The organism is Pseudonocardia autotrophica (genome assembly GCF_003945385.1).
GTDB lineage: Bacteria > Actinomycetota > Actinomycetes > Mycobacteriales > Pseudonocardiaceae > Pseudonocardia > Pseudonocardia autotrophica.
In genome coordinates this window covers 45,993-72,636 of record NZ_AP018920.1, presented here as the reverse complement: position 1 = coordinate 72,636, position 26,644 = coordinate 45,993, and the positions used below count along the sequence as shown (strand labels likewise).

At 73.1% G+C, this 26,644-nt stretch carries 27 protein-coding genes; 18 read left to right on the top strand and 9 right to left on the bottom strand.

All coding sequences use genetic code 11. The features are described from left to right. The first annotated feature begins 70 nt into the window (after nucleotides 1–70). The 10 genes from Pdca_RS00355 (at nucleotide 71) to Pdca_RS00310 (ending at nucleotide 12,002) form a co-directional block, all read left to right on the top strand. Nucleotides 71–1,447, top strand: a complete 1,377-nt coding sequence (locus Pdca_RS00355; protein ID WP_085914115.1) for an FHA domain-containing protein — start codon at nucleotides 71–73, stop codon at nucleotides 1,445–1,447. Between the two features lie 111 nt (nucleotides 1,448–1,558). Continuing rightward, complete coding sequence (locus Pdca_RS00350; protein WP_085914114.1) at nucleotides 1,559–2,029, top strand: FHA domain-containing protein FhaB/FipA; 471 nt, start codon at nucleotides 1,559–1,561, stop codon at nucleotides 2,027–2,029. Between the two features lie 137 nt (nucleotides 2,030–2,166). Next, the gene (locus Pdca_RS00345; RefSeq protein WP_085914113.1) at nucleotides 2,167–3,516 is read left to right on the top strand and encodes a PP2C family protein-serine/threonine phosphatase; all 1,350 of its coding nucleotides are present in this window, start codon (nucleotides 2,167–2,169) and stop codon (nucleotides 3,514–3,516) included. Further along, nucleotides 3,516–5,099: an FtsW/RodA/SpoVE family cell cycle protein gene (locus tag Pdca_RS00340; protein ID WP_232021339.1), complete on the top strand. Its 1,584-nt coding sequence runs from the start codon at nucleotides 3,516–3,518 to the stop codon at nucleotides 5,097–5,099. Before Pdca_RS00345 ends, Pdca_RS00340 begins: the two co-directional genes overlap by 1 nt. After that, nucleotides 5,096–6,565: a peptidoglycan D,D-transpeptidase FtsI family protein gene (locus Pdca_RS00335; RefSeq protein WP_085914112.1), complete on the top strand. Its 1,470-nt coding sequence runs from the start codon at nucleotides 5,096–5,098 to the stop codon at nucleotides 6,563–6,565. Before Pdca_RS00340 ends, Pdca_RS00335 begins: the two co-directional genes overlap by 4 nt. A 49-nt stretch (nucleotides 6,566–6,614) precedes the next feature. Then, a complete protein-coding gene (locus Pdca_RS37900; RefSeq protein WP_373865521.1) occupies nucleotides 6,615–8,285 on the top strand; it encodes a serine/threonine-protein kinase in 1,671 nt (556 codons plus the stop codon). Nucleotides 8,286–8,400: 115 nt separating this feature from the next. Beyond that, a complete protein-coding gene (pknB, locus tag Pdca_RS00325; RefSeq protein WP_085914111.1) occupies nucleotides 8,401–10,380 on the top strand; it encodes a Stk1 family PASTA domain-containing Ser/Thr kinase in 1,980 nt (659 codons plus the stop codon). Between the two features lie 28 nt (nucleotides 10,381–10,408). Then, a complete protein-coding gene (locus Pdca_RS00320; protein WP_085914110.1) occupies nucleotides 10,409–11,044 on the top strand; it encodes an aminodeoxychorismate/anthranilate synthase component II in 636 nt (211 codons plus the stop codon). Between the two features lie 185 nt (nucleotides 11,045–11,229). Continuing rightward, nucleotides 11,230–11,490 (top strand): cell division protein CrgA, encoded by a 261-nt coding sequence (crgA, locus tag Pdca_RS00315; RefSeq protein WP_085914109.1) that lies wholly within the window; start codon nucleotides 11,230–11,232, stop codon nucleotides 11,488–11,490. Between the two features lie 62 nt (nucleotides 11,491–11,552). Further along, nucleotides 11,553–12,002 carry a PH domain-containing protein gene (locus Pdca_RS00310; RefSeq protein WP_085914108.1) on the top strand — a complete coding sequence of 150 codons (450 nt, stop codon included), beginning with the start codon at nucleotides 11,553–11,555 and terminating at the stop codon, nucleotides 12,000–12,002. A 162-nt stretch (nucleotides 12,003–12,164) separates the two neighbouring features. Here Pdca_RS00310 and Pdca_RS00305 read toward each other — a convergent pair whose 3' ends face one another. Together Pdca_RS00305 and Pdca_RS00300 are read right to left on the bottom strand one after the other, a co-directional pair. Continuing rightward, on the bottom strand, nucleotides 12,165–13,073 hold the full coding sequence (locus Pdca_RS00305) for a rhomboid family intramembrane serine protease (protein ID WP_085914107.1): 909 nt from the start codon (nucleotides 13,071–13,073) through the stop codon (nucleotides 12,165–12,167). Nucleotides 13,074–13,215: 142 nt separating this feature from the next. After that, complete coding sequence (locus Pdca_RS00300) at nucleotides 13,216–13,761, bottom strand: peptidylprolyl isomerase (RefSeq protein WP_085914106.1); 546 nt, start codon at nucleotides 13,759–13,761, stop codon at nucleotides 13,216–13,218. 42 nt (nucleotides 13,762–13,803) lie between these two features. Here Pdca_RS00300 and Pdca_RS00295 point away from each other — a divergent pair, with 42 nt between their 5' ends. Next, nucleotides 13,804–14,175, top strand: a complete 372-nt coding sequence (locus tag Pdca_RS00295; RefSeq protein WP_085914105.1) for a hypothetical protein — start codon at nucleotides 13,804–13,806, stop codon at nucleotides 14,173–14,175. Between the two features lie 13 nt (nucleotides 14,176–14,188). Here Pdca_RS00295 and Pdca_RS00290 read toward each other — a convergent pair whose 3' ends face one another. Beyond that, nucleotides 14,189–15,334, bottom strand: coding sequence for an alpha/beta hydrolase family protein (locus tag Pdca_RS00290; protein WP_085914104.1), 1,146 nt, complete (start codon nucleotides 15,332–15,334; stop codon nucleotides 14,189–14,191). Between the two features lie 230 nt (nucleotides 15,335–15,564). Here Pdca_RS00290 and Pdca_RS00285 point away from each other — a divergent pair, with 230 nt between their 5' ends. Beyond that, nucleotides 15,565–16,356 carry a hypothetical protein gene (locus tag Pdca_RS00285; protein ID WP_085914103.1) on the top strand — a complete coding sequence of 264 codons (792 nt, stop codon included), beginning with the start codon at nucleotides 15,565–15,567 and terminating at the stop codon, nucleotides 16,354–16,356. 130 nt (nucleotides 16,357–16,486) lie between these two features. Here the strand turns inward: Pdca_RS00285 and Pdca_RS00280 are convergent, their stop codons facing one another. From Pdca_RS00280 to folP, 3 genes are all read right to left on the bottom strand, one after another. Then, complete coding sequence (locus tag Pdca_RS00280; protein ID WP_085914102.1) at nucleotides 16,487–17,056, bottom strand: GNAT family N-acetyltransferase; 570 nt, start codon at nucleotides 17,054–17,056, stop codon at nucleotides 16,487–16,489. Between the two features lie 63 nt (nucleotides 17,057–17,119). Beyond that, a complete protein-coding gene (locus tag Pdca_RS00275; protein WP_085914101.1) occupies nucleotides 17,120–17,887 on the bottom strand; it encodes a dihydrofolate reductase family protein in 768 nt (255 codons plus the stop codon). Beyond that, the gene (folP, locus tag Pdca_RS00270) at nucleotides 17,884–18,750 is read right to left on the bottom strand and encodes a dihydropteroate synthase (RefSeq protein ID WP_174824344.1); all 867 of its coding nucleotides are present in this window, start codon (nucleotides 18,748–18,750) and stop codon (nucleotides 17,884–17,886) included. Before folP ends, Pdca_RS00275 begins: the two co-directional genes overlap by 4 nt. Nucleotides 18,751–18,880: 130 nt before the next feature. On the opposite strand from folP, the gene Pdca_RS00265 reads away from it, so the two are divergent. Genes Pdca_RS00265 through Pdca_RS00255 form a run of 3 tightly spaced genes read left to right on the top strand, consistent with a single transcriptional unit; the run spans nucleotide 18,881 to nucleotide 21,095 of the window. Then, complete coding sequence (locus tag Pdca_RS00265; protein WP_158092217.1) at nucleotides 18,881–19,456, top strand: TetR/AcrR family transcriptional regulator; 576 nt, start codon at nucleotides 18,881–18,883, stop codon at nucleotides 19,454–19,456. 20 nt (nucleotides 19,457–19,476) lie between these two features. After that, nucleotides 19,477–20,322 (top strand): enoyl-CoA hydratase/isomerase family protein, encoded by an 846-nt coding sequence (locus Pdca_RS00260; protein WP_085914098.1) that lies wholly within the window; start codon nucleotides 19,477–19,479, stop codon nucleotides 20,320–20,322. Then, the gene (locus tag Pdca_RS00255; RefSeq protein WP_085914097.1) at nucleotides 20,319–21,095 is read left to right on the top strand and encodes a class I SAM-dependent methyltransferase; all 777 of its coding nucleotides are present in this window, start codon (nucleotides 20,319–20,321) and stop codon (nucleotides 21,093–21,095) included. Before Pdca_RS00260 ends, Pdca_RS00255 begins: the two co-directional genes overlap by 4 nt. A 33-nt stretch (nucleotides 21,096–21,128) precedes the next feature. Here the strand turns inward: Pdca_RS00255 and Pdca_RS00250 are convergent, their stop codons facing one another. Next, complete coding sequence (locus Pdca_RS00250) at nucleotides 21,129–22,337, bottom strand: acyl-CoA dehydrogenase family protein (protein WP_085914096.1); 1,209 nt, start codon at nucleotides 22,335–22,337, stop codon at nucleotides 21,129–21,131. Nucleotides 22,338–22,359: 22 nt separating this feature from the next. Further along, nucleotides 22,360–22,890 (bottom strand): SCP2 sterol-binding domain-containing protein, encoded by a 531-nt coding sequence (locus Pdca_RS00245; RefSeq protein ID WP_085914095.1) that lies wholly within the window; start codon nucleotides 22,888–22,890, stop codon nucleotides 22,360–22,362. 97 nt (nucleotides 22,891–22,987) lie between these two features. Here Pdca_RS00245 and Pdca_RS00240 point away from each other — a divergent pair, with 97 nt between their 5' ends. From Pdca_RS00240 to Pdca_RS00230, 3 genes are all read left to right on the top strand, one after another. Further along, entirely contained in the window at nucleotides 22,988–23,632 is a 645-nt protein-coding gene (locus Pdca_RS00240; RefSeq protein ID WP_158092216.1) for a TetR/AcrR family transcriptional regulator, read from the top strand. Nucleotides 23,633–24,005: 373 nt separating this feature from the next. Beyond that, nucleotides 24,006–24,386 (top strand): hypothetical protein, encoded by a 381-nt coding sequence (locus tag Pdca_RS00235; protein ID WP_085914093.1) that lies wholly within the window; start codon nucleotides 24,006–24,008, stop codon nucleotides 24,384–24,386. 85 nt (nucleotides 24,387–24,471) lie between these two features. Beyond that, nucleotides 24,472–24,849 carry a hypothetical protein gene (locus Pdca_RS00230; RefSeq protein ID WP_085914092.1) on the top strand — a complete coding sequence of 126 codons (378 nt, stop codon included), beginning with the start codon at nucleotides 24,472–24,474 and terminating at the stop codon, nucleotides 24,847–24,849. A gap of 158 nt (nucleotides 24,850–25,007) precedes the next feature. On the opposite strand, the gene Pdca_RS00225 is transcribed toward Pdca_RS00230, so the two are convergent. Beyond that, the gene (locus tag Pdca_RS00225; protein WP_085914091.1) at nucleotides 25,008–26,612 is read right to left on the bottom strand and encodes a hypothetical protein; all 1,605 of its coding nucleotides are present in this window, start codon (nucleotides 26,610–26,612) and stop codon (nucleotides 25,008–25,010) included. Nucleotides 26,613–26,644: the final 32 nt, after the last annotated feature.

Here is a 26,644-nt window from a genome sequence, read left to right as displayed (position 1 = left end):
GGTCCCCCGGTTAGCACAGATACGATCGGCGAGACATCACCGACACGCCGATGCCGACGGAGGAGATCATTTGGGCCGCGTGGATCGCTTCGAGCGCCGTCTTCAGGGGTTCGTGGGCGATGCGTTCGCGCGGGTCTTCGGAGGCAGCGTCGTCCCACAGGAAGTCGCACAGGCGCTGCTGAGGGAAGCCGAGGACAACGTCGAGCAGCTCGCCGGGGGTCGCCTGCTGGCACCCAACCGGTTCACGGTGCTGCTCAGCCCCAGCGATCTCGACCGGATGGCTGGCGACGAGGACGGGGTCGTCCGATCCCTGTCGTCGCACGTGGCGAAAGAACTCACCGACCAGGGATGGGACACCTACGGTGAGGTCGTAGTCTTTCTGGAGCGCTCCGAGGCGCTGCACACGGGACAGTTCCGCACCCGCTCCGCTGTCGACCCCGATGCTTCCCGTCGGGCCGCCACCAGAGCACGCACCGCAGGAGAAGCACCCATGAGCCAGCAACCGGGCCACCCCGAGGACAACGGGCAGTACGGATACGACCGGGGCGCACCCGGCGGATACGGCCAGCAGACCTACGCGCCTCCGGGGTACGACCAGGAGCAGGGTCAGCAGGGCGGCGGCCAGTACGGCCAGCAGCAGGGCGGGTACGACCAGTACGGCCAGCAGGGCGGCTACGGCCAGCCCCCGCAGCAGGGGTACGACCAGTACCAGCAGCAGGGTGGCGGGCAGTACGGCCAGCAGCAGGGCGGGTACGACCAGTACGGCCAGCCCGGCTACCCGCAGCAGGGCGGCTACCCGCCCCAGGGCGGCTACGCGGACCCGAACCAGGGTGGGTATGCGGACCCGAACCAGGGCGGTTACGGCGACCCGAACCAGGGTTACGGCGGCGGCTACCCGCAGCAGCAGCAGCCCGGCTACCCGCAGCAGGGCTACGAGCAGGGCTACGACGGCTACGGCCAGCCCCAGGGCGGTTACGGCCAGCCCCAGGGCTATGCCCAGCCGGGCTACCCGCAGCAGGGCGGCTACGACCAGGGCTACGACGGCGGTTACGGCCAGCCGGGGTACGGCCAGCAGCCCGGCTACCCGCAGCAGGGCGGCTACGACCAGGGCTACGACGGCGGCTACCCGGCCCAGGGTGGCTGGGGCGCCCCGCAGCAGCTGAGCGCGATGCTGATCCTGGACGACGGATCGAACCGCAACTACCAGCTGACCGAGGGCACCCACGTCATCGGGCGCGGTCAGGACTCCAACTTCCGGCTGCCCGACACCGGGGTCTCCCGGCGGCACCTGGAGGTCACCTGGGACGGCCAGGTCGCGACCCTGAACGACCTGGGCTCGACCAACGGCACCACGGTGAACAACTCGCCGGTCCAGTCGTGCCAGCTGACCGACGGCGACGTCGTCCGCGTCGGGCACTCCAGCCTGGTCTTCCGGACCCAGGGCTGAGCGCGCCGCGACGGCACGTCAGACTGGACGACAGACGGCATCGGCCGCCCGCCCGGTGAAGATCCGGGCGGGCGGTTCGTGCGAGAACCGCGAGAAGGGCGAACGGGCGAAGTGCCGGAACTGGTGCTGCAGCTGACCAGAGGTGGCTTCCTGGCTCTCCTCTGGCTGTTCGTGCTGCTCGCGCTGCAGGTGGTCCGCTCGGATCTCTACGCGGCGTCCGGACTCAAGGCGGCCGTCCCCGGGCGGGGCGGCGGCAGGGCCGGCCGGGCGCGTGGCACCGGCCGCGGCAAGGTCGCCCGTCAGCTGCTGGTCACCCAGGGCCCACTGGCAGGCAGCCGGATCACCCTGGACTCCCGGCCGATCCTGATCGGCCGCGCCGACGACTCCACCCTCAAGCTCGACGACGACTACGCGTCGACCCGGCACGCCCGCATCTCCCAGCAGGGGGACGACTGGTACGTCGAGGATCTCGGGTCGACGAACGGCACGTATCTGGAGCGGGCTAAGGTCTCCGGGCCCACCCGGGTCCCCCTGGGGACACCGGTCCGCATCGGCAAGACGGTGATCGAGCTCCGATCGTGACGCGCTCGGACTGCAGATGAGCGAACGACCATGACGAAACCGCCGCGACCGCCCGCTCCCCCGGTGCCGCGGCCGCTCGACCGGTCCCGCGGTGCGGGATCTCCCCGACGTGCCCCGACCGAAGCCGGAGCCGCCCCGTGACACTGGTTCTGCGCTACTCGGCCCGCAGCGACCGCGGACTCGTCCGGCAGAACAACCAGGACGCCGTCTACGCCGGTCCGCGGCTGCTCGCGCTCGCCGACGGCATGGGCGGGCACGCCGCGGGCGAGGTCGCCTCGTCGCTGGTGATCTCCGCCCTGGCCCCGCTCGACGACGACGTACCCGGCGACGACCTGCTCGCCGACCTCCGGGACGCGACCCACGACGGCAACGACGCGATCTCCCGGCACGTCGCCGACGCCCCCGATCTGGAGGGCATGGGCACCACCCTGACCGCGATCTTGTTCGCCGGTTCACGGCTGGGCATGGTGCACGTCGGTGACTCGCGCTGCTACCAGCTGCGCGGCGGCGATTTCGCCCAGATCACCAAGGACGACACGTTCGTCCAGTCGCTGATCGACGAGGGCCGGATCACCGAGGAGGAGGCGCACACGCATCCGCAGCGTTCGCTGCTGCTGCGCGCCATCACCGGCCAGGACGTCGAGCCGTCGCTGTCGATCCGCGAGGCCCGCGCCGGGGACCGGTTCCTGCTGTGCTCGGACGGCCTGTCCGGGCCGGTCAGCGACGAGACCCTGCAGCAGACGCTGGAGGACTACCCGGACCCGCGCGAGTGCGCCGACCGGCTGATCGAGCTGGCGTTGCGCGGTGGCGGGCCGGACAACATCACGTGCATCGTGGCGGACGTGGTGGACGTGGACTACGCCGACGACGCGCCGATCATCGGCGGATCGGCCGGGCGCAACCCGCGCGCCGGCGACGGCGACTACCAGCGCGACGAGCGGGTGCCGCAGTCGTCGTCGCAGCGCGCCGCCGCGACGACGCTGCCCCGGACCGAGCCGGTCCGGCTGGAGCCCGCCCGGACCGAGGAGCCGCGCCGGCGCCGCGGGCTGCGGGCGGTGCTGGCGCTGCTGGCGGTACTCGCCGTGCTGGTGGCGGGCCTGTTCATCGCCCGGGCGATGGTGCTGCAGCAGTACTACGTCGCCGTCGACCAGGGCCAGGTCGCGATCTACCAGGGAGTCCGCGGGAACGTGCTGGGTGTCCCGCTGCAGCGCGTCGCGGAACACTCCGACATCGCGCTCGACGACCTGCCGCAGGCGGTGCGCGGCCAGATCACCGACGGCATCCTGTCCGACGACGGCGAGACCGGGGCCCGGGCGACCGTGGACCGGCTGCGCGACCGGATGCTGCCGCTCTGCTCGACGCTGAACCCGCCGCCCGAGCCGGTGGTCGTCGCGCCGCCCCCCGAGCCGGGGGCCCCGCCGGTGACCACCACCCCGTTGCCGACCGTGACCCCCGAGCCGGGCCGGAACTGCCGGCTCGACGGCTGATGGCCAGGGAGGGCTCCGTCGCGGAGCCGACCACCCCGACCGGCCGCGGGATCGAGCTGCTGATGCTCGGTCTGGCGGCGGTGCTGACGACCGGTGCGCTGGTGCTCGTCGAAGCGAACCAGGAGCAGTCGCTCACCACCGACCTGCTGTTCGTCGGGCTCGCCTACCTGGTGCTGTTCGCGCTCGCACATGTCGTGGTGCGCTGGCTCGCCCCGTACGCGGACCCGCTGATCCTGCCGTCGGTCGCGCTGCTCAACGGCATCGGCCTGGTCATGATCCACCGGCTGGACCTGGCCAGGGAGGCCCGCGCCGAGCTGCTCGGCCGGGACGTCCCGTCCGGACTGATCGGTGCGCAGATGACCTGGACGGTCGCCGGGCTGAGCCTGTTCGCGCTCGTGCTGTTCTTCCTGCGCGACCACCGGACGCTGGCCCGCTACGGCTACACCGCCGGCTTCACCGGTCTCGTGCTGCTCGCGCTGCCGGGGCTGCTGCCGTCGTCGATCTCCGAGGTCAACGGCGCGAAGCTGTGGATCCGCATCCCGGGTGGCCCCGGCATCCAGCCGGGCGAGTTCGCCAAGATCCTGCTGCTGATCTTCTTCGCGGCCTACCTGGTCCAGAAACGCAATCTGCTCTCCACCGCGGGCCGCCGGTTCCTCGGCATGGAGCTGCCGCGCGCCCGGGACATGGCGCCGCTGCTCGCCGCCTGGGGGCTGTCGGTCGGTGTGCTGGTGTTCCAGCGCGACCTGGGCAGCTCCCTGCTGATCTTCGGCCTGGTGCTGGTCCTGCTCTACACCGCCACCGAGCGGATCTCCTGGATGGTCATCGGGCTGGCCGCGTTCTCGGTCGGCGCCGCCATCGCCTACCAGTTGTTCGGCCACGTCCGGGTCCGGGTGCAGATCTGGCTGGACCCGTTCGCCGACTACGAGGGCGGCGGCTTCCAGCTGGCCCAGGCATTGTTCGGGCTCGGGACCGGCGGGGTCGGCGGGACCGGGCTGGGTGCGGGCAGACCCGATCTGGTGCCGTTCGCCGAGTCCGACTTCATCTTCTCCTCGCTGGGCGAGGAGCTGGGCCTGATCGGGCTGGCCGCGATCCTGATCGTCTATCTGGTGCTGATCACCCGGGGGCTGCGCACCGCGCTGGCGGTGCGCGACTCCTACGGCAAGCTGCTGGCTACCGGGCTGTCGTTCTCGATCGCGCTGCAGATCTTCGTGGTGATCGGCGGGGTGACCAAGCTGATCCCGCTGACCGGCCTGACCCTGCCGTTCCTGTCCTACGGTGGGTCGTCGCTGCTGGCGAACTACGCGCTGGTCGCGATCCTGCTGCGGATCTCGCACGTCGCCAGGGCACCGCTGCCCAAGCGGCCCGCGCAGCCGCGCGCGCCGATCGCGGAGGCCAGCACCGAGCTCGTCGCCCGGCCCGGCAACGGCAGTGGCAGTGGCAGCGCCGGCAGTGGCAGCGGTATCGGCAGCAGCAGTGGCAGCGGTATCGGCAGCAGCAGTGGCAGCAGCAGTGGCAGCGGTAGCACCAGTGGCGGTGGAGGCACCAGCCCGACACCCGCGTCCCCGGAGAGGAACGACCCGTGAACCGCCCGGTCCGCCGCATCGCCCTCGCCGTGATGGTCATGGTCGTCGCCCTGCTCGCGAACATCACCTACGTGCAGGTGGTGATGGCCGGCCAGTACCGCGACGATCCGCGCAACCAGCGCTCGCAGATCGACGAGTACTCGCGCCAGCGCGGGCAGATCACCGCGGGCAGCGAGGTGCTCGCGCAGAGCGTCGAGTCCGGCGGCAGGCTGCGCTACGCCCGCGAGTACCCGGCGGGCCCGGCGTTCGCCCCGATCACCGGCTTCCTGTCGACGGTATACGGCAAGGGCGCGCTGGAGCGCTCCGCCGACGACGTGCTCAACGGCACCGACGACCGGCTGTTCGTCCGCCGGATGTCGGACCTGATCACCGGCCGGGACCCGGCCGGCGGCAACGTCGTCACCACGATCGACCCGGACGTCCAGCGGGTCGCCTACGACCGGCTGAACGACCAGGGGTTCACCGGCGCCGTCGTCGCGCTGGAGCCGCAGACCGGGGAGATCATCGCGATGGCCTCCACACCGACGTACGACCCGAACCGGCTCGCCGCCGCCGACGCCGACGAGCAGCAGTCGGCCTGGCGCGAGTACAACAACGCCGACCCGAACCCGCTGACCAACCGCGCGCTCAACGAGATCGAGCCGCCCGGGTCGACGTTCAAGCTGGTCACGACCGCCGCCGCGCTGCAGAACGGCTACACCCCCGACAGCCGGCTGACCGCGGCCCGCAACATCCAGCTGGCGGACTCCACCACGACGTTGGAGAACTACAACGGCTCGGCCTGCGGTGGCGGCGACACCGCCTCGCTCGCCGAGGCGCTGGCCCGCTCCTGCAACACCGCGTTCGCCCAGCTCGGCCAGGAGCTCGGCGCCGACGCACTGCGCGCCCAGGCCGAGGCGTTCGGGATCGGTGGTTCCAACCTGCAGATCCCGATGCCGGTGACGGCCTCGCAGGTCGGCCCGATGGAGGACACGCCCTCCACCCAGCAGTCCGCGATCGGCCAGCGCGACGTCCGGCTCACCCCGATGCAGCTGGCGATGATCGGCGCCTCCATCGCGAACGGCGGCCAGACGATGGCCCCGCACCTGATCCGGGAGATCCAGAGCCAGTCGCTCGACGCCGTCGACACCACCGAGCCGGACCGGCTGGCCCGCGCGGTGCCCGCCGACGTCGCCCGGACGCTGACCGAGCTGATGGTCGGCTCGGAGGACCGGACGCAGGGCGGCGGCAAGATCACCGGCGTACAGATCGCGTCCAAGACGGGTACCGCCGAGCACGGCACCGACCCGAAGAACACCCCACCGCACGCCTGGTACGTGGCGTTCGCCCCGGCGGAGAACCCCCGGGTCGCGGTCGCGGTGCTGGTGGAGAACGGCGGCAACCGCGCGCAGGAGGCGACCGGCGGCTCGATCGCCGCCCCGATCGGCCGAGCCGTGATCGCCGAAGCGCTCCGGGACGCCCAGTGAGGCCGGGACGCACCGGGCGGCCGGCACGGCGCAGGCCCCCGGCGGCGCCGTGAGCGCGCTGGCAGCCGGACAGCTGATCTCCGATCGGTACCAGCTGGACCGGCGGATCGCGGTCGGCGGGATGGGCGAGGTCTGGGAGGCCTCGGACACCCGGCTCGGCCGCAGCGTGGCCGTCAAGGTGCTCAAGTCCGACCTGTCGGACGACCCGGAGTTCCTGCACCGGTTCCGGATCGAGGCGCGCACGGTCGCCTCGCTCGACCACGGCGGCATCGCATCGGTGCACGACTACGGCGAGGACGACGCCCCCGGCACCGGTGGGCGCACCGCCTACCTGGTGATGGAGCTCGTCCGCGGCGAGCCGCTGTCGACCCGGATCGGCCGCGGGCCGATCCCGGCGGACGAGGCGCTCGACATCCTCGAGCAGGCCGCCCGCGCGCTGCACGCCGCGCACGAGCGGGGCTTCGTGCACCGTGACGTGAAGCCCGGCAACATCCTGCTGCGCACCGACGGCATCGTGAAGCTCACCGACTTCGGCATCGCGAAGGCCGCCGACGCCGTCCCGGTCACCCGGTCCGGCATGGTCATGGGCACCGCCCACTACATCGCGCCGGAGCAGGCGTCCGGCGAGGAGGCAGGCCCCTCCGGGGACGTCTACTCGCTCGGCATCGTCGGATACGAGTGCCTCGCCGGGGTCCGCCCGTTCCGCGCGGAGAGCGCCGTCGCGGTGGCGATGATGCAGGTCCGCGACGAGCCGCCGCCGCTGCCCGGCGAGCTCCCGGAGCGGGTCCGCGAGTTGATCGCCTCGGTGCTGGTCAAGGACCCCACCGAGCGCTACGCCGACGGCGCCGAGTTCGCCGACGCGGTGGCCGCCGTGCGCCGCGGGCACCGGCCGCCGCCGGCCGGGATCCCGGCGCCCACCGGAGCCGCCCCCGGGTTCCGCCGCGACGACGAGCAACACGATCCCGGCCCCCGGCACGGCAGGCGGGACGCCGGCCAGGACAGCGGCCGGGTCCCCCGCTCACCTCGGCACGGCGTCGACCGCGATCCCGGTCCCGCCGCCGAGCGATCACGTCCGGAGTCCGGCGCCCGGCCCGTGTCCGGGCCCCCTGCCGGTCCCCCGTCCGGGCCCCTGTCCGGGCCACAGGTGCGCCCGGCCGGCGATCCGTCTGTCCGGCCACCCGGGCCGCCCTCCGGGCCGCAGCAGCGGCCCGGCTCGGGGCCGCTCCCGGTGCCGCCGCCCGCCCAGCCGGGTTCACCGCCGTACGGGGCGCCGCTCCACGGGCCGCAGCACGCCGTGCGTCCGACCGGACCGGGCCGGCCCGCGCAGCCCGGCCACGAACAGCCGGGGCGGCCGGGCCCGGCCACCCCCGGCCCGCAGCGGCCGGTGCCGTCCCGCCCACCGGTGCGCCGGCACGACGCCGCGGACCGGCCGATCGAGCAGCACCCGTCGGGGCCGCTCGATCTCACCCCGCGCCGGTCCGGGCGGGCGAAGGCCTGGCTGGCGGTGCTGTTCGTGCTGCTGACCGTCGCCGCCGTGCTGATCGCCGTGATGATCCTCCGGGAGACGTCGCCGGGCGGTACTCGGACCGGCTCGCTCGGCATCGCGCCGGGTACCGTCGCCGAAGCCGCCGGACGGGAGGCGGACCGGGCAGGACGGACGGGCGACCGGGCCCCACTCGCCGCCGCGCCGTCCCGCGGGGGACCGGAGGTCCCCCGGTGATCCCACGGAACGGACGGTCCGGCGCACGTGACGACCGCAGCGCGGTGATCCGCTCCACCGACCGGCATGATGAGTACTCCTCCGACGGCTCGATGACTACGGGAATCCTGAACCGATGACGACACCGCGACTGCTCTCCGAGCGCTACGAGCTGGGCGACCCGCTCGGCTACGGCGGCATGTCCGAGGTCCACCGTGGCCTCGACACCCGGCTCGGCCGGGACGTGGCGGTGAAGGTCCTGCGCGCCGACCTCGCCCGTGACCCGCAGTTCCAGCTGCGATTCCGGCGCGAGGCGCAGAACTCGGCCTCGCTGAACCATCCGGCGATCGTCGCCGTCTACGACACCGGCGAGATCCAGTCCGAGTTCGGGCCGCTGCCCTACATCGTGATGGAGTTCGTCGACGGGCAGACGCTGCGCGAGATCGTCAAGACGACCGGGCCGATGACCCAGCAGCGGGTCGTCGAGGTGATGGCCGACGTCTGCGCCGCACTCGACTTCTCGCACCGGCACAACATCATCCACCGGGACGTGAAACCCGCCAACGTCATGATCAACGGCGTCGGCGCGGTCAAGGTGATGGACTTCGGCATCGCCCGTGCGCTGGGTGAGGGCCAGAACGTCACCCAGACCGCCGCGGTGATCGGCACCGCCCAGTACCTGTCCCCGGAGCAGGCCCGCGGCGAGGCCGTGGACGCCCGGTCCGACGTGTACGCCGCGGGCTGCGTGCTGTTCGAGCTGCTGACCGGCGAGCCGCCCTTCACCGGGGACACCCCGGTCGCGGTCGCCTACCAGCACGTCCGCGAGGACCCGCGGTCACCGTCCGAGCTGAACCCGTCGGTGCCCCCGGCGCTCGACGCCGTGGTGCTCAAGGCGCTCAGCAAGAACCCGGCCAACCGCTACCAGTCCGCCGCCGAGATGCGGGCCGACCTGGTGCGGGTGCGCAACGGCGAGCCGGTGCACGCGCCGCTGGTGATGAGCGAGTACGAGCGCACCCAGATGATGGCGCACGACGACGCCACCGCGGCGATGGCGACCCGGCGGCTCGACGGCGGCGGCGGCCCACCGACCGGCCGGCACGTCATGCCCGGCGACTACGACTACGACGACGAGCAGCGACCCGGCCGCGGCCGCAAGATCGCCCTGTGGGTGGCCGTGTTGGCCGTGCTCGGCCTGCTCGGCTTCGTCGGCTACCAGATGTTCTCCAGCTCCGCGCCGGACCAGGTCGCGGTGCCGGACGTACTCGGCCAGACCCCGGACCAGGCCCGCGCCACGATCACGAACGCCGGGCTGCTGTTCACCCAGGAGAACCAACCCTCGGATGTCGCGCAGGTCGGCCAGGTCGTTCGCACCGACCCGGGCGGCGGCAACCAGGTCCCGGAGAACAGCCGGGTCACGGTGTTCGTCGGGACCGGCCCGGCCGAGGTGACGGTCCCCTCGCTCGCCGGGAGCACGCCGGAGCAGGCCGAGGCGCAGCTGCGCGAGGCCGGCCTGCAGATCGGCGGGCGGACCGAGCAGGACACCTCGGACTCGAGCCAGGTCGGCCGGGTCATCTCCTCGGATCCCGGCCCCGGCCAGCGGGTGCCCGGCAACTCGTCGGTGTCGCTGGTGATCGGCCGCGAGCAGCAGACGATCGCCGTACCGGACGTGTCCGGCAGCTCCGCCGAGGAGGCCAGATCCGCGCTGCGCAACGCCGGCTTCACCTCGATCGAGAGCAGCGAGGTCGACGGCGGCGGCACCGCCGGCTCGGTGGTGGGTAGCGACCCGTCGGCCGGGACGAGGGTGGCGCGCGACCAGACGATCACGATCCAGGTCAGCCGCGGCAACCAGACCCAGATCCCGAACGTCGTCGGCCAGCGGGTGGACAACGCGGTCAACACGCTGCGCGAGGCGGGGCTGTCGTTCTCCATCCAGACCACCGACGTGTCCGACCCGTCGCAGAACGGCGTGGTGCTGAGCCAGGACCCGACCGGCGGCTCGCAGGCCTCCGACGGCCGGCAGGTGACACTCACGGTCGGCCGGGCCTCCGGCGGCGACACCGGCGGCGACAGCGGCGGGGACACCGGTGAGAGTTCCCGCGGATTCCCGTTCGACTGATCCCGGCACTATCGGAGAGGGTGGGACGGTGCGCGTTCTCGTCGTCGACAACTACGACAGCTTCGTCTACAACCTGGTCCAGTATCTGGCCCAGCTCGGCGCCGACCCGGTGGTCCGGCGCAACGACGAGATCGAGCTCGACGAGCTCGACGAGTTCGCTGCGGTGCTGGTCAGTCCCGGGCCGGGGACCCCGGAGCGGGCCGGCCGCAGCGTCGAGCTGATCCGGCGGGCCGCCGGGCGAGGTACCCCGCTGCTGGGCGTCTGCCTCGGCCACCAGGCCCTGGCCACCGCCTGGGGTGGTGTCGTGGAGCGTGCACCGGAGCTGCTGCACGGGAAGACGTCGCTGGTCTTCCACGACGACGTCGGGGTGCTGCGCGGGCTGCCGTCGCCGTTCACCGCGACCCGGTACCACTCGCTGGCGATCGCACCGGACGGCCTGCCGCCCGAGCTCCAGGTCACCGGCCGGACCGAGACCGGTCTGATCATGGCGGTGCGGCACCGGGACCTGCCGATCGAGGGCGTCCAGTTCCATCCGGAGTCGGTGCTGACCGAGGGCGGGCACCGGATGCTCGCGAACTGGCTCCGGCAAGCCGGACACGCCGTGCCCGAGGAGATCGTGCAGCGGCTCTCGGACGAGATGGCCGGCCTCGTCGCGGACGTCTGAGACGCCCGGCCGCATCCGTTCGTTTCGGCCGTGTGACGCAGTCCGGCCGGTATCCGCGCTACCGTGGACACGGATCTGTCCGGGTCGGCCGCTCCCCGGTGCGTCACCCCGTCGCAGGTCCCGCCCCCGGCCGGCGCACCGGCCGGACACTGTTGCCCGACCGACGAAGTCCATGAGGTCCGACAATGCCGAAGTCGAAGGTCCGCAAGAAGGCGGCGTACACCCCGCCACCGGTGAGCCGCACCCCGCAGAAGGTGTCCGGCCCGACGCACCCGGCGTATCTCGCCGTGATGGTCGCGATGTGGATCCTCGGTCTGGGCTGGCTGGTGGTCAACTACCTCGCCGCGCCGGCGATCCCGTTCATGGCCGCGCTGGGGAACGGCAACTTCATCATCGGGTTCTCACTCATCGTGATCGGCCTGTTGATGACCATGCGGTGGCGCTGACCTGCAGAAACACATCAACGTGAGTTATCCTCACTGTGGATGGCGGCTGTGGACAACTCATAATGAGCACTCTGGGTGATCATCCTGGGCAGCGTGCCTGGTCGACTCCGGCGGGGGTCGTCGCGCTGCTGTGGGTGCTCGCCGTGGTCGCGGCCGGCTGGCTCGCGGCGCTCGTCGTCGCCGGTGCCGATCCGGCCGGGCGGCTGGTCGCCGGCGTGGCGGCGCTGGGCCTCGCACTGGCGGCTGCGTCCGGTACCCGGGCCCGGCCGCGGCTGGCGGCCGGCCCGGACGGGATCACCGTGCGCAGGCTGACCTGGACCCGGCACGTCCCGTGGTCCGGGGTCGACGACATCCGGGTGCTCCGGACCCGGCGGCTCGGCCGCGAGTCCACGCTGCTGGAGCTGGAGCTGCGCGACATCGACGGGCAGGAGCGCCTGGTCGTCCTGGGCCGCCCCGAGCTGGGCGATGACCCGCAGGACGTGGCCGAGGCGCTGACCGCACTGCGCCCCTGACAGCCGACCGGGGAGTGCGCCCCGCGGTCGTGGCCCCGGCGTCGCGGCCCAGTGGCTCGGCAGCGCGGCCCAGTGGCTCAGCCCCGCGGCCCAGTGGCTCAGCCCGCGGCTCAGCCCCGCGGCTCGGAGTCATGGCTCGGCAGCGCGGCTCAGCAGGGCGGCTCAGATCAGAGCGATGCCCAGGCCGATCAGGACGAAGGTGAGCAGGGTGAGAGCGGCGACGGCCGCGACCTGCACCCGCCGCCGGTTCGGCGATCCCACGCCGAGGTAGAGCAGCGCCGCCGTGACGGCGGCGCCGAACACCAGCCCGCCGAAGTGCCCCTGCCAGGACACGGCGGGGATGACCAGGCTGATCCCGACGTTGATCGCGATCAGCGTCAGCACCTGGCCGGCCGGCATCTTCAATCGCCGGAGCAGCACCACCAGGGCGCCCATCAGCCCGAACACCGCGCCCGAGGCGCCCGCGGTGAAGCCCAGCGGGTTGCTCAGCAGCATCACCGCGGCGGAGCCGCCGAGCAGCGAGACGCCGTACACCGCGACGAACCGGGACCGGCCCAGCACGGTCTCGACCTCCCGGCCGATGATCCACAGGGCGAACATGTTGAACGCCAGGTGCAGCGGACCGATGTGCAGGAAACCGGACGTGACGATCCGCCAGATCTCGCCCTGCCCGACCGCCGCCGGGACGAGTGCCCCGGCCCGGAACAGCCACGAGTCGTAGTTGGCGTTCAGGCTGCCGGCCATCGCCACGGTCAGCGCGAAGATCGCGACGTTGGCGATGATCAGACCGGGCACCAGCACCGACTTGCCGGTGCGGCTGGCACCGGCGATGTTGCGGGCCCGCGGCGCCGTCCGGGACGACTGCGCCAGGCAGTCGACACAGTGCTGGCCGACCGAAGCGGGCTGCAGGCACTCCGGGCAGGCCGGCCGGTCGCACCGGGTGCACCGCAGCCCGGTCGGCCGGTCCGGATGCCGGGCGCACACCGGCGGGCCGCCGTGCGCGGGCGGCGAACCACCCTGCGGCGGCTGCGAGCCGGGAGCGCCCTGCCAGGGCGGTCCCTGCCCGTACACGCCGGGACCCCACTGTGGCTGCGGGTACCCCGGCGGCGCCGGGTAGTACGGCTGTCCGCCGGCGCCGGCCGGACCCGGGGGCTCGTGTGGCCCCCGGGGCGAACCGGGACCGGGGGACTCTGGTCGCTCGGTCAGGGCGGACTCAGCTCCGCTCGATCTCGACCTTCTCGATGACCACGTCGTTGAGCGGGCGGTCGGCCTGCCCGGTGGTCGTCTGCCCGATGGAGTCCACGACGGCCCGCGACTCGGCGTCGGCCACCTCACCGAAGATGGTGTGGCGCCGGTTGAGATGCGGGGTCGGGCCCACCGTGATGAAGAACTGCGACCCGTTCGTCCCCGGGCCGGCGTTCGCCATCGCGAGCAGGTAGGGCCGGTCGAACTTGAGCTCCGGGTGGAACTCGTCGCCGAACTGGTAGCCCGGGCCACCGCGACCGGTACCGGTCGGGTCGCCGCCCTGGATCATGAAGCCGCTGATCACCCGGTGGAAGATCGAACCGTCGTAGAACGGCCCGGAGTCGCCGCCACTGGCGTTCGGCCCCGTGTAGTCCTTGGACCCCTCTGCGAGTCCCACGAAGTTCGCCACCGTCTTGGGGGCGTGGTCGCCGAACAGCTCGACGCGGATGTCGCCCTCGTTGGTGTGCAGGACGGCCGTCGTCTTGGCGTTTCCTGGTTCCGTCACGGCTACCATCGTGCCAGTCCGCAGCCGCATCCGTGGGAAGCAGGTCCGATTATGAGAGCCGACCGCAAGCGGGCCAGGGCCCGGAAGGACGCAGCCGAGGCCGTGCACACCCTCGCGGACGCCGGTCGGATCGCCGGTGGGGCCGCCGTCTCGACCGCCTCGGCACGGGTTTCGGAGCTGGGCCACGGGGTGGAGGACGCCCGCCGGGCGCTGGCCGCCGCGATCGATCCGGCCCCGGCCCGCACCCGTCGTACGCCGTGGATCCTCGCCGTCGTGCTGCTGAGCGGGCTCGCCGCGTTCGCCTGGGTGACGCTGCTGCGCCGGGAGCGTCCGGTCGATCCGGGTACCCCGGTGCCGACCGTCCCGCCCGCGGACTCGCAGATCCACGGCAAGCCGATCGGTCAGGGCGGCGGGGCGGCCTGAGCCCCGGAGAGGCTCAGAGGACCGAGCGCAGGAAGCCGGTGACCGTCGACTCGTAGGCGTCCGGATCGGCGTTCCAGCTGCCGGTGTGCTCGGTGCCCAGGAACTCGCGGTAGGTCACCGGCCAGCTCGCCGCGGGCGCGCCGGCGGCGAGCTCCCGGCTGAGGTCGACCGGGACCGCGGTGTCGGCGTCGCTGTGCAGCAGCAACGTCGGCGGCCGGACCGTCGGCGGATTGCGGATCAGGTCGAACCGGTCCAGATCGATCCCGATCCGGCGCTCGGTGAACCGGGCCGCCACCGCCGCCAGCGACGGTGGGAGCGCCCGGTTGCGGGCCTGCCGGCGCAGGGTGCGGCGCCAGTCGAGCAGCGGCGCGTCCCAGACCACCGCGGCCACCGCGGCTGCGTGTTCGGAGCGGTCCAGGAAGGCCCCGCCGACGGCGGCGCCCATCGACCAGCCGACCAGCACCAGACGGGTGGCCCCGGCCGCGAGCGCGTGCTCGGCGGCCGCGGCGACGTCGTGCCACTCGGTGTCACCGAGGTGCGACCGGCCGTCCGGGGAAGCGGGCGCCGTGCCGTCGCCGCGGTAGCTGATCACGAGCTGGCGCAGTCCGGCGGCGTGCAACGCCGGCAGCGCGCGCAGTGCCTCCCGCCGGGCCCCGCCGCGCCCGTGCACGCAGATCGCCCAGGTCCGCCCGTCGGACCAGGCGGGGGCCGGCACGTCCCAGGCCGGCGCGGGACCGATCCCGGTACGCACGACGACGTCGTCGAACGGGAGACCGCGGGCACCCGGATCGGGATCGAACGGGCCCGCGTCGAGCACCGCTGGACCGGGCTCCGGGACCGGGCCGGCCCGCAGCTCGCGGGTCACCCGGCGGCGGCTCCGGTCGAGCACCGGCCCCACGACGGTCAGTCCGGCCGGGCCGCGCAGGCCCCACACCCCGGGCTGCAGCGTCAACCGGTTAGGGGTCAGCTCGACGACGCCGGGCCCGGTCCCGAGCACCCGCTCGGGCCGGCCCGGGTGCACCGACGGGTGCAGCAGGACCGTCGAGTAGTGCCAGCTGACGGCGGCGGCCGCGCCCCCGGCGCCACCGAGGACGCCGGCCAGCACGGAGGCCGAGGCATAGCCGGGAACCGGACGACGGCGGGTCGGGGACGGGTGCACAGGGCCATCCTGCTCCCCCGCACCGGCCGCGCGCACTCCGTGCACGGTCGGCACGGAACGTCACCGGTGAATCGACCCCTGCGTGCGAGAGCACTCTCAGGTTGTCACTCCTTCGAGTGAACGTTGCATTCATGATCGCTCCGCTCCGCAACCGGCATTGCCGGTTCTCGTTGCGCCATCGGAGGGTCTTCCCTTCGCTCCCCACACACTCTGTACGGAAGGACGTGCGAATGAACTCGCTCGCCCGCAACGCGCTCCGGCTCTCCATGGCCGGTGCGGGCATCGCGGTCCTGGGTGCCGGCGTCGCCGGTCAGGCCTCGGCCGCCGAGCTCCCCGACCTGCCCGGTGTCCCCGACGCCTCGTCGCTGACCGACGCCCTGCCGACCCCGGACGGCGAGGGCACTGTCTCGACCGGTTCGTCCTCGGTGACGTTCGGCCAGCTGCAGGGCCCGGAGCTGCAGACGGCCGGGCTGCCGGAGCTCCCCTCGACGGACGCGGTCGCCGGTCTGCTGGAGCTGCCGTCCACCGACGGCCTGCCGGCTGCCCCCTCCACCGACAGCCTGCCGGCCCTCCCCTCGGCCGACGGCCTGCCGGCCGTCCCGTCCACCGACGCGCTGCCCGAGCTGCCGTCCGCCGATGCGCTGCCGGAGATCCCCTCCGCCGACGCGCTCCCCGGTGCCGACGACCTGCCCGGCCTGCCGGAGCTGTCCTCGACCGAGGCACTGCCCTCGGCCGACGCGCTCCCGCTGGACGCCGTATCCACCGACGCCCTGCCCTCGGTGGACTCGCTGCCCCTCGACGCACTGCCGCTGGACGCCCTGCCCCTGGACGCCCTGTCCCTGGACGGCCTGCCGCTCGACGGTCTCCCGCTCGACGCGCCGCTGGACGCCCTGCCGCTGGACCGTCTCCCGCTCAACGCGCTGCCCTCGGCCGAGGCGCTACCGCTGCCGAACACCGACGCGCTCCCGACGCTGGACATCCCGGGCGTCATGTACATCGAGGCCCCCGGCATCAACCTCTGACCACCGGCGTCCCCCCGAACGTCGGTCGCCGGGCTCCCCGACCGGCACCCACGGCCGTCCGCACCAGCCGTCCCACCCCCTCGGGACGGCGACGCGGGCGGCCGTGGCCGTTCACCCCGAGGTGCGCGGGTCAGCGCCGGCCGTGCCGCGGCACCGGCGGCGGCGCGGGCACCACCGGCGCCCGGACCACCAGCTCGTACCGGTCGAAGGTGCCCTCGTCGTCCACGACGTGCCGGACGAACCGGAAACCCGCCCGCCGGGCGACCCCGATCGACGGGACGTTCGCCGGATCGACGTCGATCGAGATGCCGTGCACGTCCCCCCGCTCGGCGAGGTAACGCGACGCCAGGCGCACCGCGCGCGTCGCCAGCCCCCGGCGCCGGAAGGCCGGATAGATCCCGTAGGCCAGTCCGGCCCGGCGGACATCCCGATCCAGCTCGGCATCGATCGTCCCGGCGAGCACCGTGCCGCCGTCCACCCGGATCCCGAAACTGAGCTTGGGCCCGTCGTCGGCCCACCGCTCGATCGCCCGCCGGACGTGCGCCCGGACCGTCGCCCTGGTCCCCGGTCCGCCGTTCAGCCAGCGGATCAGCTCGGCGTCCTCCCCGGCGAGATACGGCTCCACGTCGTCCCAGCCGAGCGGGCTGAGGACGACCACGCCGTCCGCCAACGTGTTCGAGGGCCGGGCCACGATTCCCATCTTGCAGCACCCGTCGCCGTCCGTGATCAGTGATCCCCGACCGGTGAACCGATCGGCAGCGTGCTAGCGGCCCGCAGGCTCCCCGACCCGGTACCGGATCAGCAGTGTGTCGTCTCCGGTGACGACGCTGACCAGGGACAACCTGGCCGGGTCCAGGCCGGCACCACGGGCGATCCGGCCGGCGTCGCCGGACACCAGGAACGGCGCCACGGTGAGCCGCAGCTCGTCGACCAGGCCCGCCTCCGCGAGGCTGCCGAACAGCCCCGGACCGCCCATGCAGTTGACCCGGCGCAGGCCACGCCGGTCGAGCTCGGTGAGCGCCGCGTGCAGATCCACCGTGCCGTCACCGGTGAGGACGACCTCCGCGCCGGCATCAGTCCACCCGGCCCGGACACGCTCCGGGACCGCCGCACAGGTGAACACGATCGTCGGGATCACGACGTCGGTGAGCACCGATGCGGACGGTGGCAGTGAGCGCCCCGATCCGGTGACGACCGCCGTCGACGGCACCTCGGAGAGCCCGAACCGGCGCCGCCGCTCCGCCATGCGCTCCCTCGGCCGGACCCCGGTGAAGCCCTCGGCGACCGCGGTCCCGGCCGCGACCAGCACGACGTCGGCGAGATCGGTGCCCAGCCGGAGCACCACCCGGTCCGGCGGGGTCGACAGACCCGCCGAGCGACCCTCCACCTCCAGCGCACCGTCCGCGCTGGAGACGAAGTTGACGCACACCCGCAGGCGTCCGTCGTCCGGGTAGGCGTAGAGCCGTTCGAGTGCCTCGACCGGCAGCGGGCCGGCACCGGCGGCCGGGAAGATCTGATGGATGTCGGTCACGCGAGCAGTCTCACCGCACGCGACGGGCTCCGCTCACCACGCACCGTGGCGACCATCTCGCAGGTCTCCCGGGTGGCCCTGGCCTGGTGCGCACGGACCATCGCGACACCCCGGTCGGCGGCGATCGCGGTCGCGGCGAGGGTGCCGGTGAGCCGCTCCTCCAGCGGGACGGCCAGCGACTCGCCGACCACGGTCTTGTTCGACATCGCCAGCAGCACCGGCCACCCGGTCGCGACCATCGCGTCGATACCGCGCAGCACCTGCAGGCTGTGCAGGGTGTTCTTGGAGAAGTCGATCGCCGGGTCGATCAGGATCCCGGCGGCCGGGACCCCCGCGGCGACGGCCTTCTCCGCCAGCGCCACCGTCTGCCCCACCACCGACGACAGGATGTCCGGGTAGCGCGGCCGGTGCGGCTCGGTGCGCGGCGTGACGTGGTCGGTGTGCGCGCTGACGTAGCCCGCGCCGTAGCGGGCGGTGACGTCGAGGATCGCCGGATCGGCCGCGGCCCAGTTGTCGTTGACCAGATCGGCCCCGGCCGCGCAGACGGCCTCCGCGGGCCCGGCCCGGAAGGTGTCGACGCTGATCGCCACGTCCGGGAACGCCTGCCGGGCCCACTCCACGGTCGGCACGACCCGGTCGATCTCCTCCTGCTCGGTGACCTCGGTGCCCGGGCTGGCCGGGACACCCCCGATGTCGATCACATCGGCGCCCTCCCGGACCACCGCGGCGATCCGGTCCCTGGCCGCCTGCTCGGCGAAGGTGATCCCGTGGTCGTAGAACGAGTCCGGGGTCCGGTTGACGATGGCCATGACCATCGCACGGTCACGGTTCCAGGTGCGCCCGCGGAACGTCAGGCTCGGCACTCGTCCTCCTCGCGGCACGGCCGGGCCACCTCGTGGGCCCGGCTCGTGCTCCATCTTGACCAGCCCGCCGCGGGCCCGGCCACCCGGCAGCGGGGTTCCGCTCCCGTCACTAGAAGAATATTCTAGTGAGGTGGGGAGCAGCAGCCGGCGCACGGCGATCCTGGACGCCGCACTGGCCTGCTTCCTCGCCGACGGGCTCGCCGGGGCCTCGATCGACGACGTGCGCGCCCGCAGCGGTGCCAGCGTCGGGAGCATCTACCACCACTTCGGTGGGCGTGACGGGCTCGCCGGGGCGGTGTACGTCCGTGCGCTGGAGGACTACCAGCGCGCATTCGTCCGGACCCTCGCCGGGCACGACGGCGCCGCATCCGGCGTCCGGGCCGCCGTCGGCACCCACCTGCGCTGGTGCCTGACCGACCGGCCGGACGCAGCCCGCTTCCTGCTGTTCTGCGGAGACGCGGCGCGGTCCGCGGCGAGCGGCGACCTGGCCACCGCCAACCGCGCGTTCTTCGGCACGGTGCTGCGCTGGTGGCGGCGTCAGGTCGACGCCGCAGCGGTACGTGACCTGCCGGTCGACGTGCTGTACGCGCTCTGGCTGGGTCCGGCGCAGGAGTACTGCCGGCTGGAGCTCAGCGGACGGTCGAGCACACCCGGTGCGAGCACCGAGCTCGCGGACGCGGCGTGGCGGGCGCTGCGCCGGGACTGATCCGACGACGAGGAGAACCCATGCACATGTCGTATGCCGAGCTGGTGGCCGACGCCCGGGCCGAGCGGACCGAGCTGGTCGAGGTGGAGCACCACGGGGACCACGCGGTGCTGCGGCTCGCCGACCCGGACCGGCTCAACGTGCTCAGCGGCCCGCTGATGGTGCAGCTGCTCGACGCCGCCGGGGCGCTCGTCCGGGATCCGGCGGTGCGCGCGGTCGTGCTCACCGGCAGTGGATCGTCGTTCTGCGCCGGCGGGGACCTGCGGATGATGCAGCAGCACGTGGAGCGCAGCAGCCGGCCCGACGACGTCGAGGGTGCGGCGATGCCCTGGCGCTGGATCCGGCAGCAGTTCGGTGCGATGGCGCGGCTGCTCGCCCGCTCGGACACCGTGTTCGTCGCCGCGCTGAACGGCCCGGCCGCCGGGGTCGGCCTGGCCTTCGCACTGAGCAGCGACATCGCGCTCGCCGCCGACGACGCCGTACTGGTCCCGGCGTTCGGCAGGCTCGGCCTGGTCCCCGAGGTCGGGACGAGCTGGGCGCTGACCAGGGCGCTCGGCTACCGGCGGGCGTTCGCGTTGCACGTGACCGGGCGGCATCTCGGCGCCGCCGAGGCGCTGGAGCTCGGCCTGGTCGACGAACTCGTCCCGGCCGCCGACCTGCCCGCGGTCGCGCTCGACTGGTGCCGCCGGATCACCGCACTGCCGCCGCACGCGGTGGAGCTGGCGAAACCGCTGCTGCGCGCCGCCGCCGACGCCCCCTGGGAGCAGGCGCTGACGATGGAGGAGTTCGCCGAACCGATCTGCTTCACCACCGGCGGCTTCCGGGACGGCGTCGCACGCGTCGTGGCCGACACCTCGAGCCGATGAGCGACGTCTACGCCGGTCTCAGCACCGGCTACGCGACCCGGCGGCGGCCCGACCCGCGGATCGCAGAACGTATCGAGACGGCCCTCGGTGCCGCCCGGACCGTGGTGAACGTCGGCGCCGGCGCCGGCTCGTACGAACCGGCCGACCGGCGGGTGCTCGCGGTCGATCCCTCGACGAGCATGCTCGCGCAGCGGCCCGCCGGTGCCGCGCCCGCCGTGCGTGCGACCGCGGAGGCGGTGCCGGTCCGCGACGACGGAGCGGACGCCGCGCTCGCCGTCCTCACCGTGCACCACTGGTCCGACGCCGGTGCCGGGCTCGCCGAGCTGCGCCGGATCGCACCCCGGCAGGTCGTGCTGACCTGGGACCCGGGCGTCATGGCGCGGTTCTGGCTGGTCGAGGAGTACCTGCCCGACATCGTGGCGGCCGAGTCGGAGCTCGCGACCCTCGACGAGGTCGTCGCCGGGCTCCGCGCCCCCGGCGGGTCGGTGACGGTCGAGACCGTCCCGGTGCCCGCGGACTGCACCGACGGGTTCCTCTGTGCCTACTGGAACCGGCCGGAGTCCTACCTCGACCCGGCCCGCCGGACGGCGATCTCGGCGTTCGCCCGGATACCGGCCGCAGCGGTGCACGACGCGGTCGGGCGACTGTCCGACGACCTGGCCACCGGCCGGTGGGACGCCCGGCACGGGCACCTGCGGAGCCTGGCCTCGGTCGACCCGGGCTACCGGCTGGTGACGGCCACCCGCGACGGCGCCGGGACCGGGCACGGCTGAACGGATGCCGCTCCCGGAGCCGGGCGGGCGGGCTCAGGACAGGTGCATCCCGGAGATCGCCCGGGCGATCACGAGCTGCTGGATCTGCTCGGTGCCCTCGAAGATGTCGTAGATCTTCGCGTCCCGGTGCATCCGCTCCACCGGGTGCTCGCGGGAGTACCCGGCACCGCCCAGGATCTGGATCGCGCGTTCGGTCGACCACACCGCCACCCGGCCGGCCTTGAGCTTGGACATCGACCCCTCGCCCGCGGTGAAGGGCACGCCGTTGCGGCCCATCCAGGCGGCCCGGTGCACGAGCAGCCGGGCGGCGTCGATCTCGGTACGCATGTCGGCGAGGGTGAAGGAGATCGACTGGTTGGCGATGATCGGCCTGCCGAACGCGACCCGGTCCTTCGCGTAGTCCAGGGCGTACTCGTAGGCGGCGCGGGCGATCCCGATCGCCTGGGCGCCGACCGTCGGCCGGGACAGCTCGAAGGTCTGCATGGCCGCGGAGCCCTTCGACCGCTCGCCGGACCGGGCACGGGCGAGCCGCTCGTCGAGCTTCTCCTTCCCGCCGAGCAGGCAGGAGCCGGGGAGCTTGACGTCGTCCAGGAAGACGTCCGCGGTGTGCGAGGCCCGCAGCCCCATCTTCTTGATCTTCCGGGTGGACTCCAGCCCCGGTGTCCCCGGCGGGACGACGAACGCCGCCTGCCCCTTGCCGCCCAGCTCCGGATCGACGACGGCCTGCACCACATGGATGTTCGCGATGCCGCCGTTGGTGGCCCAGGCCTTCTGGCCGGTCAGGGTCCACTCGTCGCGTGCCTCGTCGTACACCGCGCGGGTGCGCATGGCCGCGACGTCGGATCCGGCGTCGGGCTCGGACGAGCAGAACGCGCCGACCTTCGGGTCGGAGGCGTCGCCGTAGCACTGCGGGATGAACTCGACCATCTGCTCCGGGGTGCCGGAGGCGAAGATCCCGGCCACCGCGAGGGTGGTTCCGAAGATCGCCATCCCGATGCCGCCGTCGCCCCAGAAGAGCTCCTCGTTGACCAGCGGCATGGACAGGCCGGTCTCGTCACCCCAGAACGACGCGAGCGTCTCGAAGTTGTAGAGCTCGATCTTCGCGGCCTCCTGCAGGATCGGCCACGGGGTCTCCTCGCGCTCGTCCCACTCGGCGGCGGCCGGGCGGACCACCTCGGCGGCGAACCCGTGCACCCATTCCTGCAGCTCGCGGTGTTCGGCGGAGAGTTCGAAGGAGGTCATGTCACTGCTCCCTGGTCCGGTGTCACGCCGACGGGATCTGGAACATCTTCTGCAGGGCGGTGGCGAATCCGACGTCGCCGGCCACCTTGAGCTTGCGGGTCATGAACAGGGTCACCGGGTTCGCGTTGTTCGTGACGATCCGCAGGAACTCGGTGCCCGGCATCGTCAGCGCCGTCCGCGGCTCCTCGCTGGTGCCCTCGGTGACGGTGCAGGTGCCGCCGTGCAGAACGGTCTCGAAGCTGTCCTGCACGTCGCCGTCCTTGATGTGCCAGTGCACGACCTGACGGTTCCCGCCGGCGCCCTTCGACGAGTAGAACTCGCTCATCCGGCCGAAGATCGCCTGCAGCACCGGGCCGCGCACGTCGGACGCCATGACGGTCGCCAGCTGCTGCTTCGAGGCGCCCTTCACCAGCCGGGCGAACAACGACGGATCGACGTCGGCCGGGTCACCGTCGCGCAGGGCGGTGCCCAGGGTGGCGAGCAGCTGCTCGTCGGACAGGCTCTTCGGGTCGATGCTGCGACCCAGCTCGTTGATGTCGACCGTGTCGGCCATCGGTCACTCCACCTCGTCGTGGTCGGAAGTGCCCGGTACTTGAAGTACCCGGTTCGCTTCGGCGTTACTTTACGCAGCAGTAGTTAAGGTGTCGAGTGTGGTCCCCCCGACGAGCGCGACCGGCCGCCGCCGGCTCCCGCCGGAGCAGCGCGAGCGCCAGGTGCTCGACGCGGCCGTGCGGGTGTTCTCCCGGATCGGCTTCCACGACGCCTCGATGGACGACGTCGCAGAGCAGGCCGGACTGTCGAAGCCGATGGTCTACACGCACGGCGGCGGCTCCAAGGAGGAGCTGCTGCGCCGCTGCATCCGGCGCGAGGCCGATCGACTGCTGACGTCGGTCTCGCTGGCCGCGGGGGCCCCGGCGGACGCACCCGGCGACGACCGGACGACCGAGGACCGGCTGCGCCGTGGCCTGCGCGCGTTCTTCGCGACGCTCACCACCCACCGCGACGGCTGGTCGGTGCTCTACCGGCAGGCCCGCACCGGAACCCTCGCCGACGAGGTGCACGACGCCAGGGCACGCATCGTGGACCGGGTGGCCGAGCTCCTCTCGGCCGAGCTGACCGGCCGGGATCCGGCTACCGCCCGCGCACTCGCGACACCGCTGGCCGCCGCACTGGTCGGCGCGGCGGAGGGCCTCGCCGACTGGTCGGCCTCGGGCGGCACCGAGGACCCGGACGCGCTCGCGGAGATGCTGCTCGCCCTCGTCTGGACCGGGCTTTCCCGGCTGCGGCATCACTGAACCGACGTGTCGAATCTCGTAAAACATTTCGCCGATCGACCGTAACCCGGCATTTCCAGAAGTAACCGCAGGTTACTTCGCAGCACAGCGCATCGCGGATTTCACTCGAACGGGTATCATTTCCGGCACCCCGCCCTGAGTAGCCGGAACCGCTATGCGCGACCGTCGTGAACTGGCAATTCGACCCCTTGTTCACTCGATTGAGTAGAACTTCGGATAACTCTGGGTATCGGTTCACTGGTTCGCGTGCAGCACATGTCACCCCATCTCGTCGCGCATTTCTGTTCGATTACTACTACCTTTCACGGCAGCGCGCTCCAGTGATGATCGGAACGTGCATCGACAGCAGGAACTCAGGAAGGGAACGCGCTTGATGCGTAAGTCCGTGCGCACTCTGGCCGCCGCCGCGCTGGCCGTGCCGATGACCCTCGGTGCCGCCGGGATGGCCTTCGCCGACGACACGTTCGAGCAGAACCAGGGCTCGGAGGCGACGGCCGGCGCCGAGCAGGGTGCCGCCACCGACCAGGGCAACTCCTCGTTCGCCCCGGTCACCCAGGCGAACCCGGCGATCAACGTCAGCGATGTGCTGGGGATCAGCGACTTCGCCAACGAGGACGTCTACGAGGGCGAGGGCTCCGGCCAGTCCATCGTCCAGGACAACTCGATCGACTCCTCGACCGAGCAGGGCAACGCGGCCGAGACCGAGCAGGCCCAGAAGACCATCGTGGAGCAGCTGACCAGCCTCGCCGGCTGATCTCCCCCTGCACCGACGTTCCACCCCGCGCCGCCCGCCCCGATCAGGGCGCCGCGGGTACTTCCCCGAGAGGAAACGCTTCCCCATGCGCAAGTCCATCCGTATCGCCGCCGCGTCCGCGCTGGCGCTCCCGCTGGCCCTCGGCGTCTCCGGCGTCGCGTTCGCCGACGACGACACCACCGTGACCAGCACCCAGGAGACCGCCGGCTCCGCGACCGGCGCGCAGAGCGCCGACGTGTCCCAGGACAACGGCTCCACCGCCCCGGTCACCCAGGTCAACCCGGCCGCGAACGCCGACGGCATCGCCGGCCTGAGCAACTTCGCGAACGAGGACGTGCACGGCGGCTCCGGCCAGTCCGTCGTCCAGGACAACTCGATCGAGTCGTCCACCGAGCAGGGCAACGCCGCGTCGGTGGAGCAGGCCCAGAAGACCGTTCTCGACCAGACCGCCGGCCTGGGCTGAGAACACCCCGAACACCGGGAGCACAGCCCGGTTTCTCCGGCGAACGGGCCGGTCCGCGATCTGCGGGCCGGCCCGTTCGTTGTGCACCGGGCACGGTCGCCGCCGTGCCGCGTCCGGCCACCCGGATCGCGGCCCCGGCACCGCGACGGTGACCCCGCTCAGCCCTCCGGTGCCGGACGCGTGACGAGCCTGCGGGTCCGGTCCGGCAGCCGGTCGACGATCCGCCCGATCCGCTCGGTGGTGCCCTGCAGCGGCGCGAGCGCGTCGGCGAGCACGCCGATCTGCCGGTCGAGGGCGTCGATCCGGGCCGCGACCGAACGCAGGTCCGGGGCGACGGTGGTGAGCTGGTCGGCGGCCTGGGCGAGGTTCGCGTCGAGCGCCGCGAGGCGGGGCGTACGGTCGCCGCCCTCGCCGGCCGGATCGGCGACGGCGGACGCGAGCCGGTGCACCGCGCCGTTCTCGTCGATCGAGGCGGCGAGCGCCGACAGATCGGAGCGGACGGTCGCGAGCTCGCGCAACGGCTCCACCGCACCGGCCAGCGCCGCGAGATCCTCCCGGGTGCGGGCGAGCTCGCGCAGCGGCTCCACCGCACCGGCGAGTGAGGTGAGATCGGCGCGGGTGCGCGCGAGCTCGCGCAACGGCTCGACGGCACCGGCGAGCGAGGTCAGGTCCTCGCGGGTCTCCGACAGCGCCTGCAGCGGACCGACCGCCTCGGCGAGCCGGGCGAGATCACCGCGCGCGGCGGCCAGTGCCTGCACCGCGGGGACCGCGCCGGTGAGTGACTCCAGGTGCTCGCCGGCGCTCGCCAGCTCGCGCAGCGGGCCCACCGCTCCGGCGAGTTCGCCCAGGTCGTCCCTGGTGCGGGCGAGTTCCTCGAGCGGGCCGACCGCGTCGGCGAGGCGCTGCAGGGTGCCCACCGCACCCGCCAGTGCGGCCAGGTCGTCACGGGCCGGGGCGAGTGCCCGCAGCGGCTCGGTGGCGCCGGCGAGCTCGTGCAGGTCGTCGCGCACCGCCGCCAGCTCACGCAGGGGTTCGGCCGCGGTGCTCAGCTCGCGCAGCGACTCCACCGCCGTCGCCAGCTCGGCGAGCGGAGCGGTCGCGCCGGACAGTTCACGCAGGGGCCCGACCGCCGCCACGAGCTCGTGCAGGTCGTCGCGTACCAGCGCCAGCTCGTGCAGGTCCTCGCGCACCGCCGCCAGCTCACGCAGCGGGCCCACCGCCTCGGACAGCTCACGCAACGGCCCGACCGCCGACGACAACTCACGCAACGGCCCCACCGCGTCCGCCAGCTCACGCAACGGCTCCACCGCCGACGAGAGCTGACGCAGCGACTCCACCGCACCGCCCAGCTCGCGCAGCGGCTCCACCGCCCCGGCCAGGGTGCCGAGATCCCGGCGCGCCCCGGCCAGCTCGGTCAGCGGGCCGGCGGCCGCCGACAGTTCCACCACGGCCGCCGTCAGCCGGTCGATCCGGTCGACGGCCACCGGGTCGTCCCACAGCGTCACGACCCGCCCGAGGACGTCGTCGAGCACCGGCGCCAGACCGGTCAGTGCCGTGTCGACGCCGGCGATCCGCCGGGGCAGCGACGCGACATCCGCGGCCAGCTGCGGCATCGCCTCGACCGCACGGGGTGCCTCGGCGATCCAGCCGGGGAGCCTGCGACCGATCTCGACCGCCGCACCGACGGTCCCGAGTGCCGCGCCGATCAGCGTCCCGGTGACCCCCGCGGCCGACCACGGGGACGGACGGGACTGCTCTGCCATCGGTCTCCTCCGGTTCACGGTGCGCGTTCGCC

Coding starts and splice junctions, on each gene's coding strand:
- Pdca_RS00340 (WP_232021339.1), top strand. CDS start 3,516: ATGGCCAGGGAGGGCTCCGTCGCGGAGCCGACCACCCCGACCGGCCGC.
- pknB (WP_085914111.1), top strand. CDS start 8,401: ATGACGACACCGCGACTGCTCTCCGAGCGCTACGAGCTGGGCGACCCG.
- crgA (WP_085914109.1), top strand. CDS start 11,230: ATGCCGAAGTCGAAGGTCCGCAAGAAGGCGGCGTACACCCCGCCACCG.
- Pdca_RS00310 (WP_085914108.1), top strand. CDS start 11,553: ATGAGCACTCTGGGTGATCATCCTGGGCAGCGTGCCTGGTCGACTCCG.
- Pdca_RS00300 (WP_085914106.1), bottom strand. CDS start 13,761: ATGGTAGCCGTGACGGAACCAGGAAACGCCAAGACGACGGCCGTCCTG.
- Pdca_RS00295 (WP_085914105.1), top strand. CDS start 13,804: ATGAGAGCCGACCGCAAGCGGGCCAGGGCCCGGAAGGACGCAGCCGAG.
- Pdca_RS00285 (WP_085914103.1), top strand. CDS start 15,565: ATGAACTCGCTCGCCCGCAACGCGCTCCGGCTCTCCATGGCCGGTGCG.
- Pdca_RS00280 (WP_085914102.1), bottom strand. CDS start 17,056: ATGGGAATCGTGGCCCGGCCCTCGAACACGTTGGCGGACGGCGTGGTC.
- Pdca_RS00260 (WP_085914098.1), top strand. CDS start 19,477: ATGCACATGTCGTATGCCGAGCTGGTGGCCGACGCCCGGGCCGAGCGG.
- Pdca_RS00255 (WP_085914097.1), top strand. CDS start 20,319: ATGAGCGACGTCTACGCCGGTCTCAGCACCGGCTACGCGACCCGGCGG.
- Pdca_RS00250 (WP_085914096.1), bottom strand. CDS start 22,337: ATGACCTCCTTCGAACTCTCCGCCGAACACCGCGAGCTGCAGGAATGG.
- Pdca_RS00245 (WP_085914095.1), bottom strand. CDS start 22,890: ATGGCCGACACGGTCGACATCAACGAGCTGGGTCGCAGCATCGACCCG.
- Pdca_RS00235 (WP_085914093.1), top strand. CDS start 24,006: ATGCGTAAGTCCGTGCGCACTCTGGCCGCCGCCGCGCTGGCCGTGCCG.
- Pdca_RS00230 (WP_085914092.1), top strand. CDS start 24,472: ATGCGCAAGTCCATCCGTATCGCCGCCGCGTCCGCGCTGGCGCTCCCG.
- Pdca_RS00225 (WP_085914091.1), bottom strand. CDS start 26,612: ATGGCAGAGCAGTCCCGTCCGTCCCCGTGGTCGGCCGCGGGGGTCACC.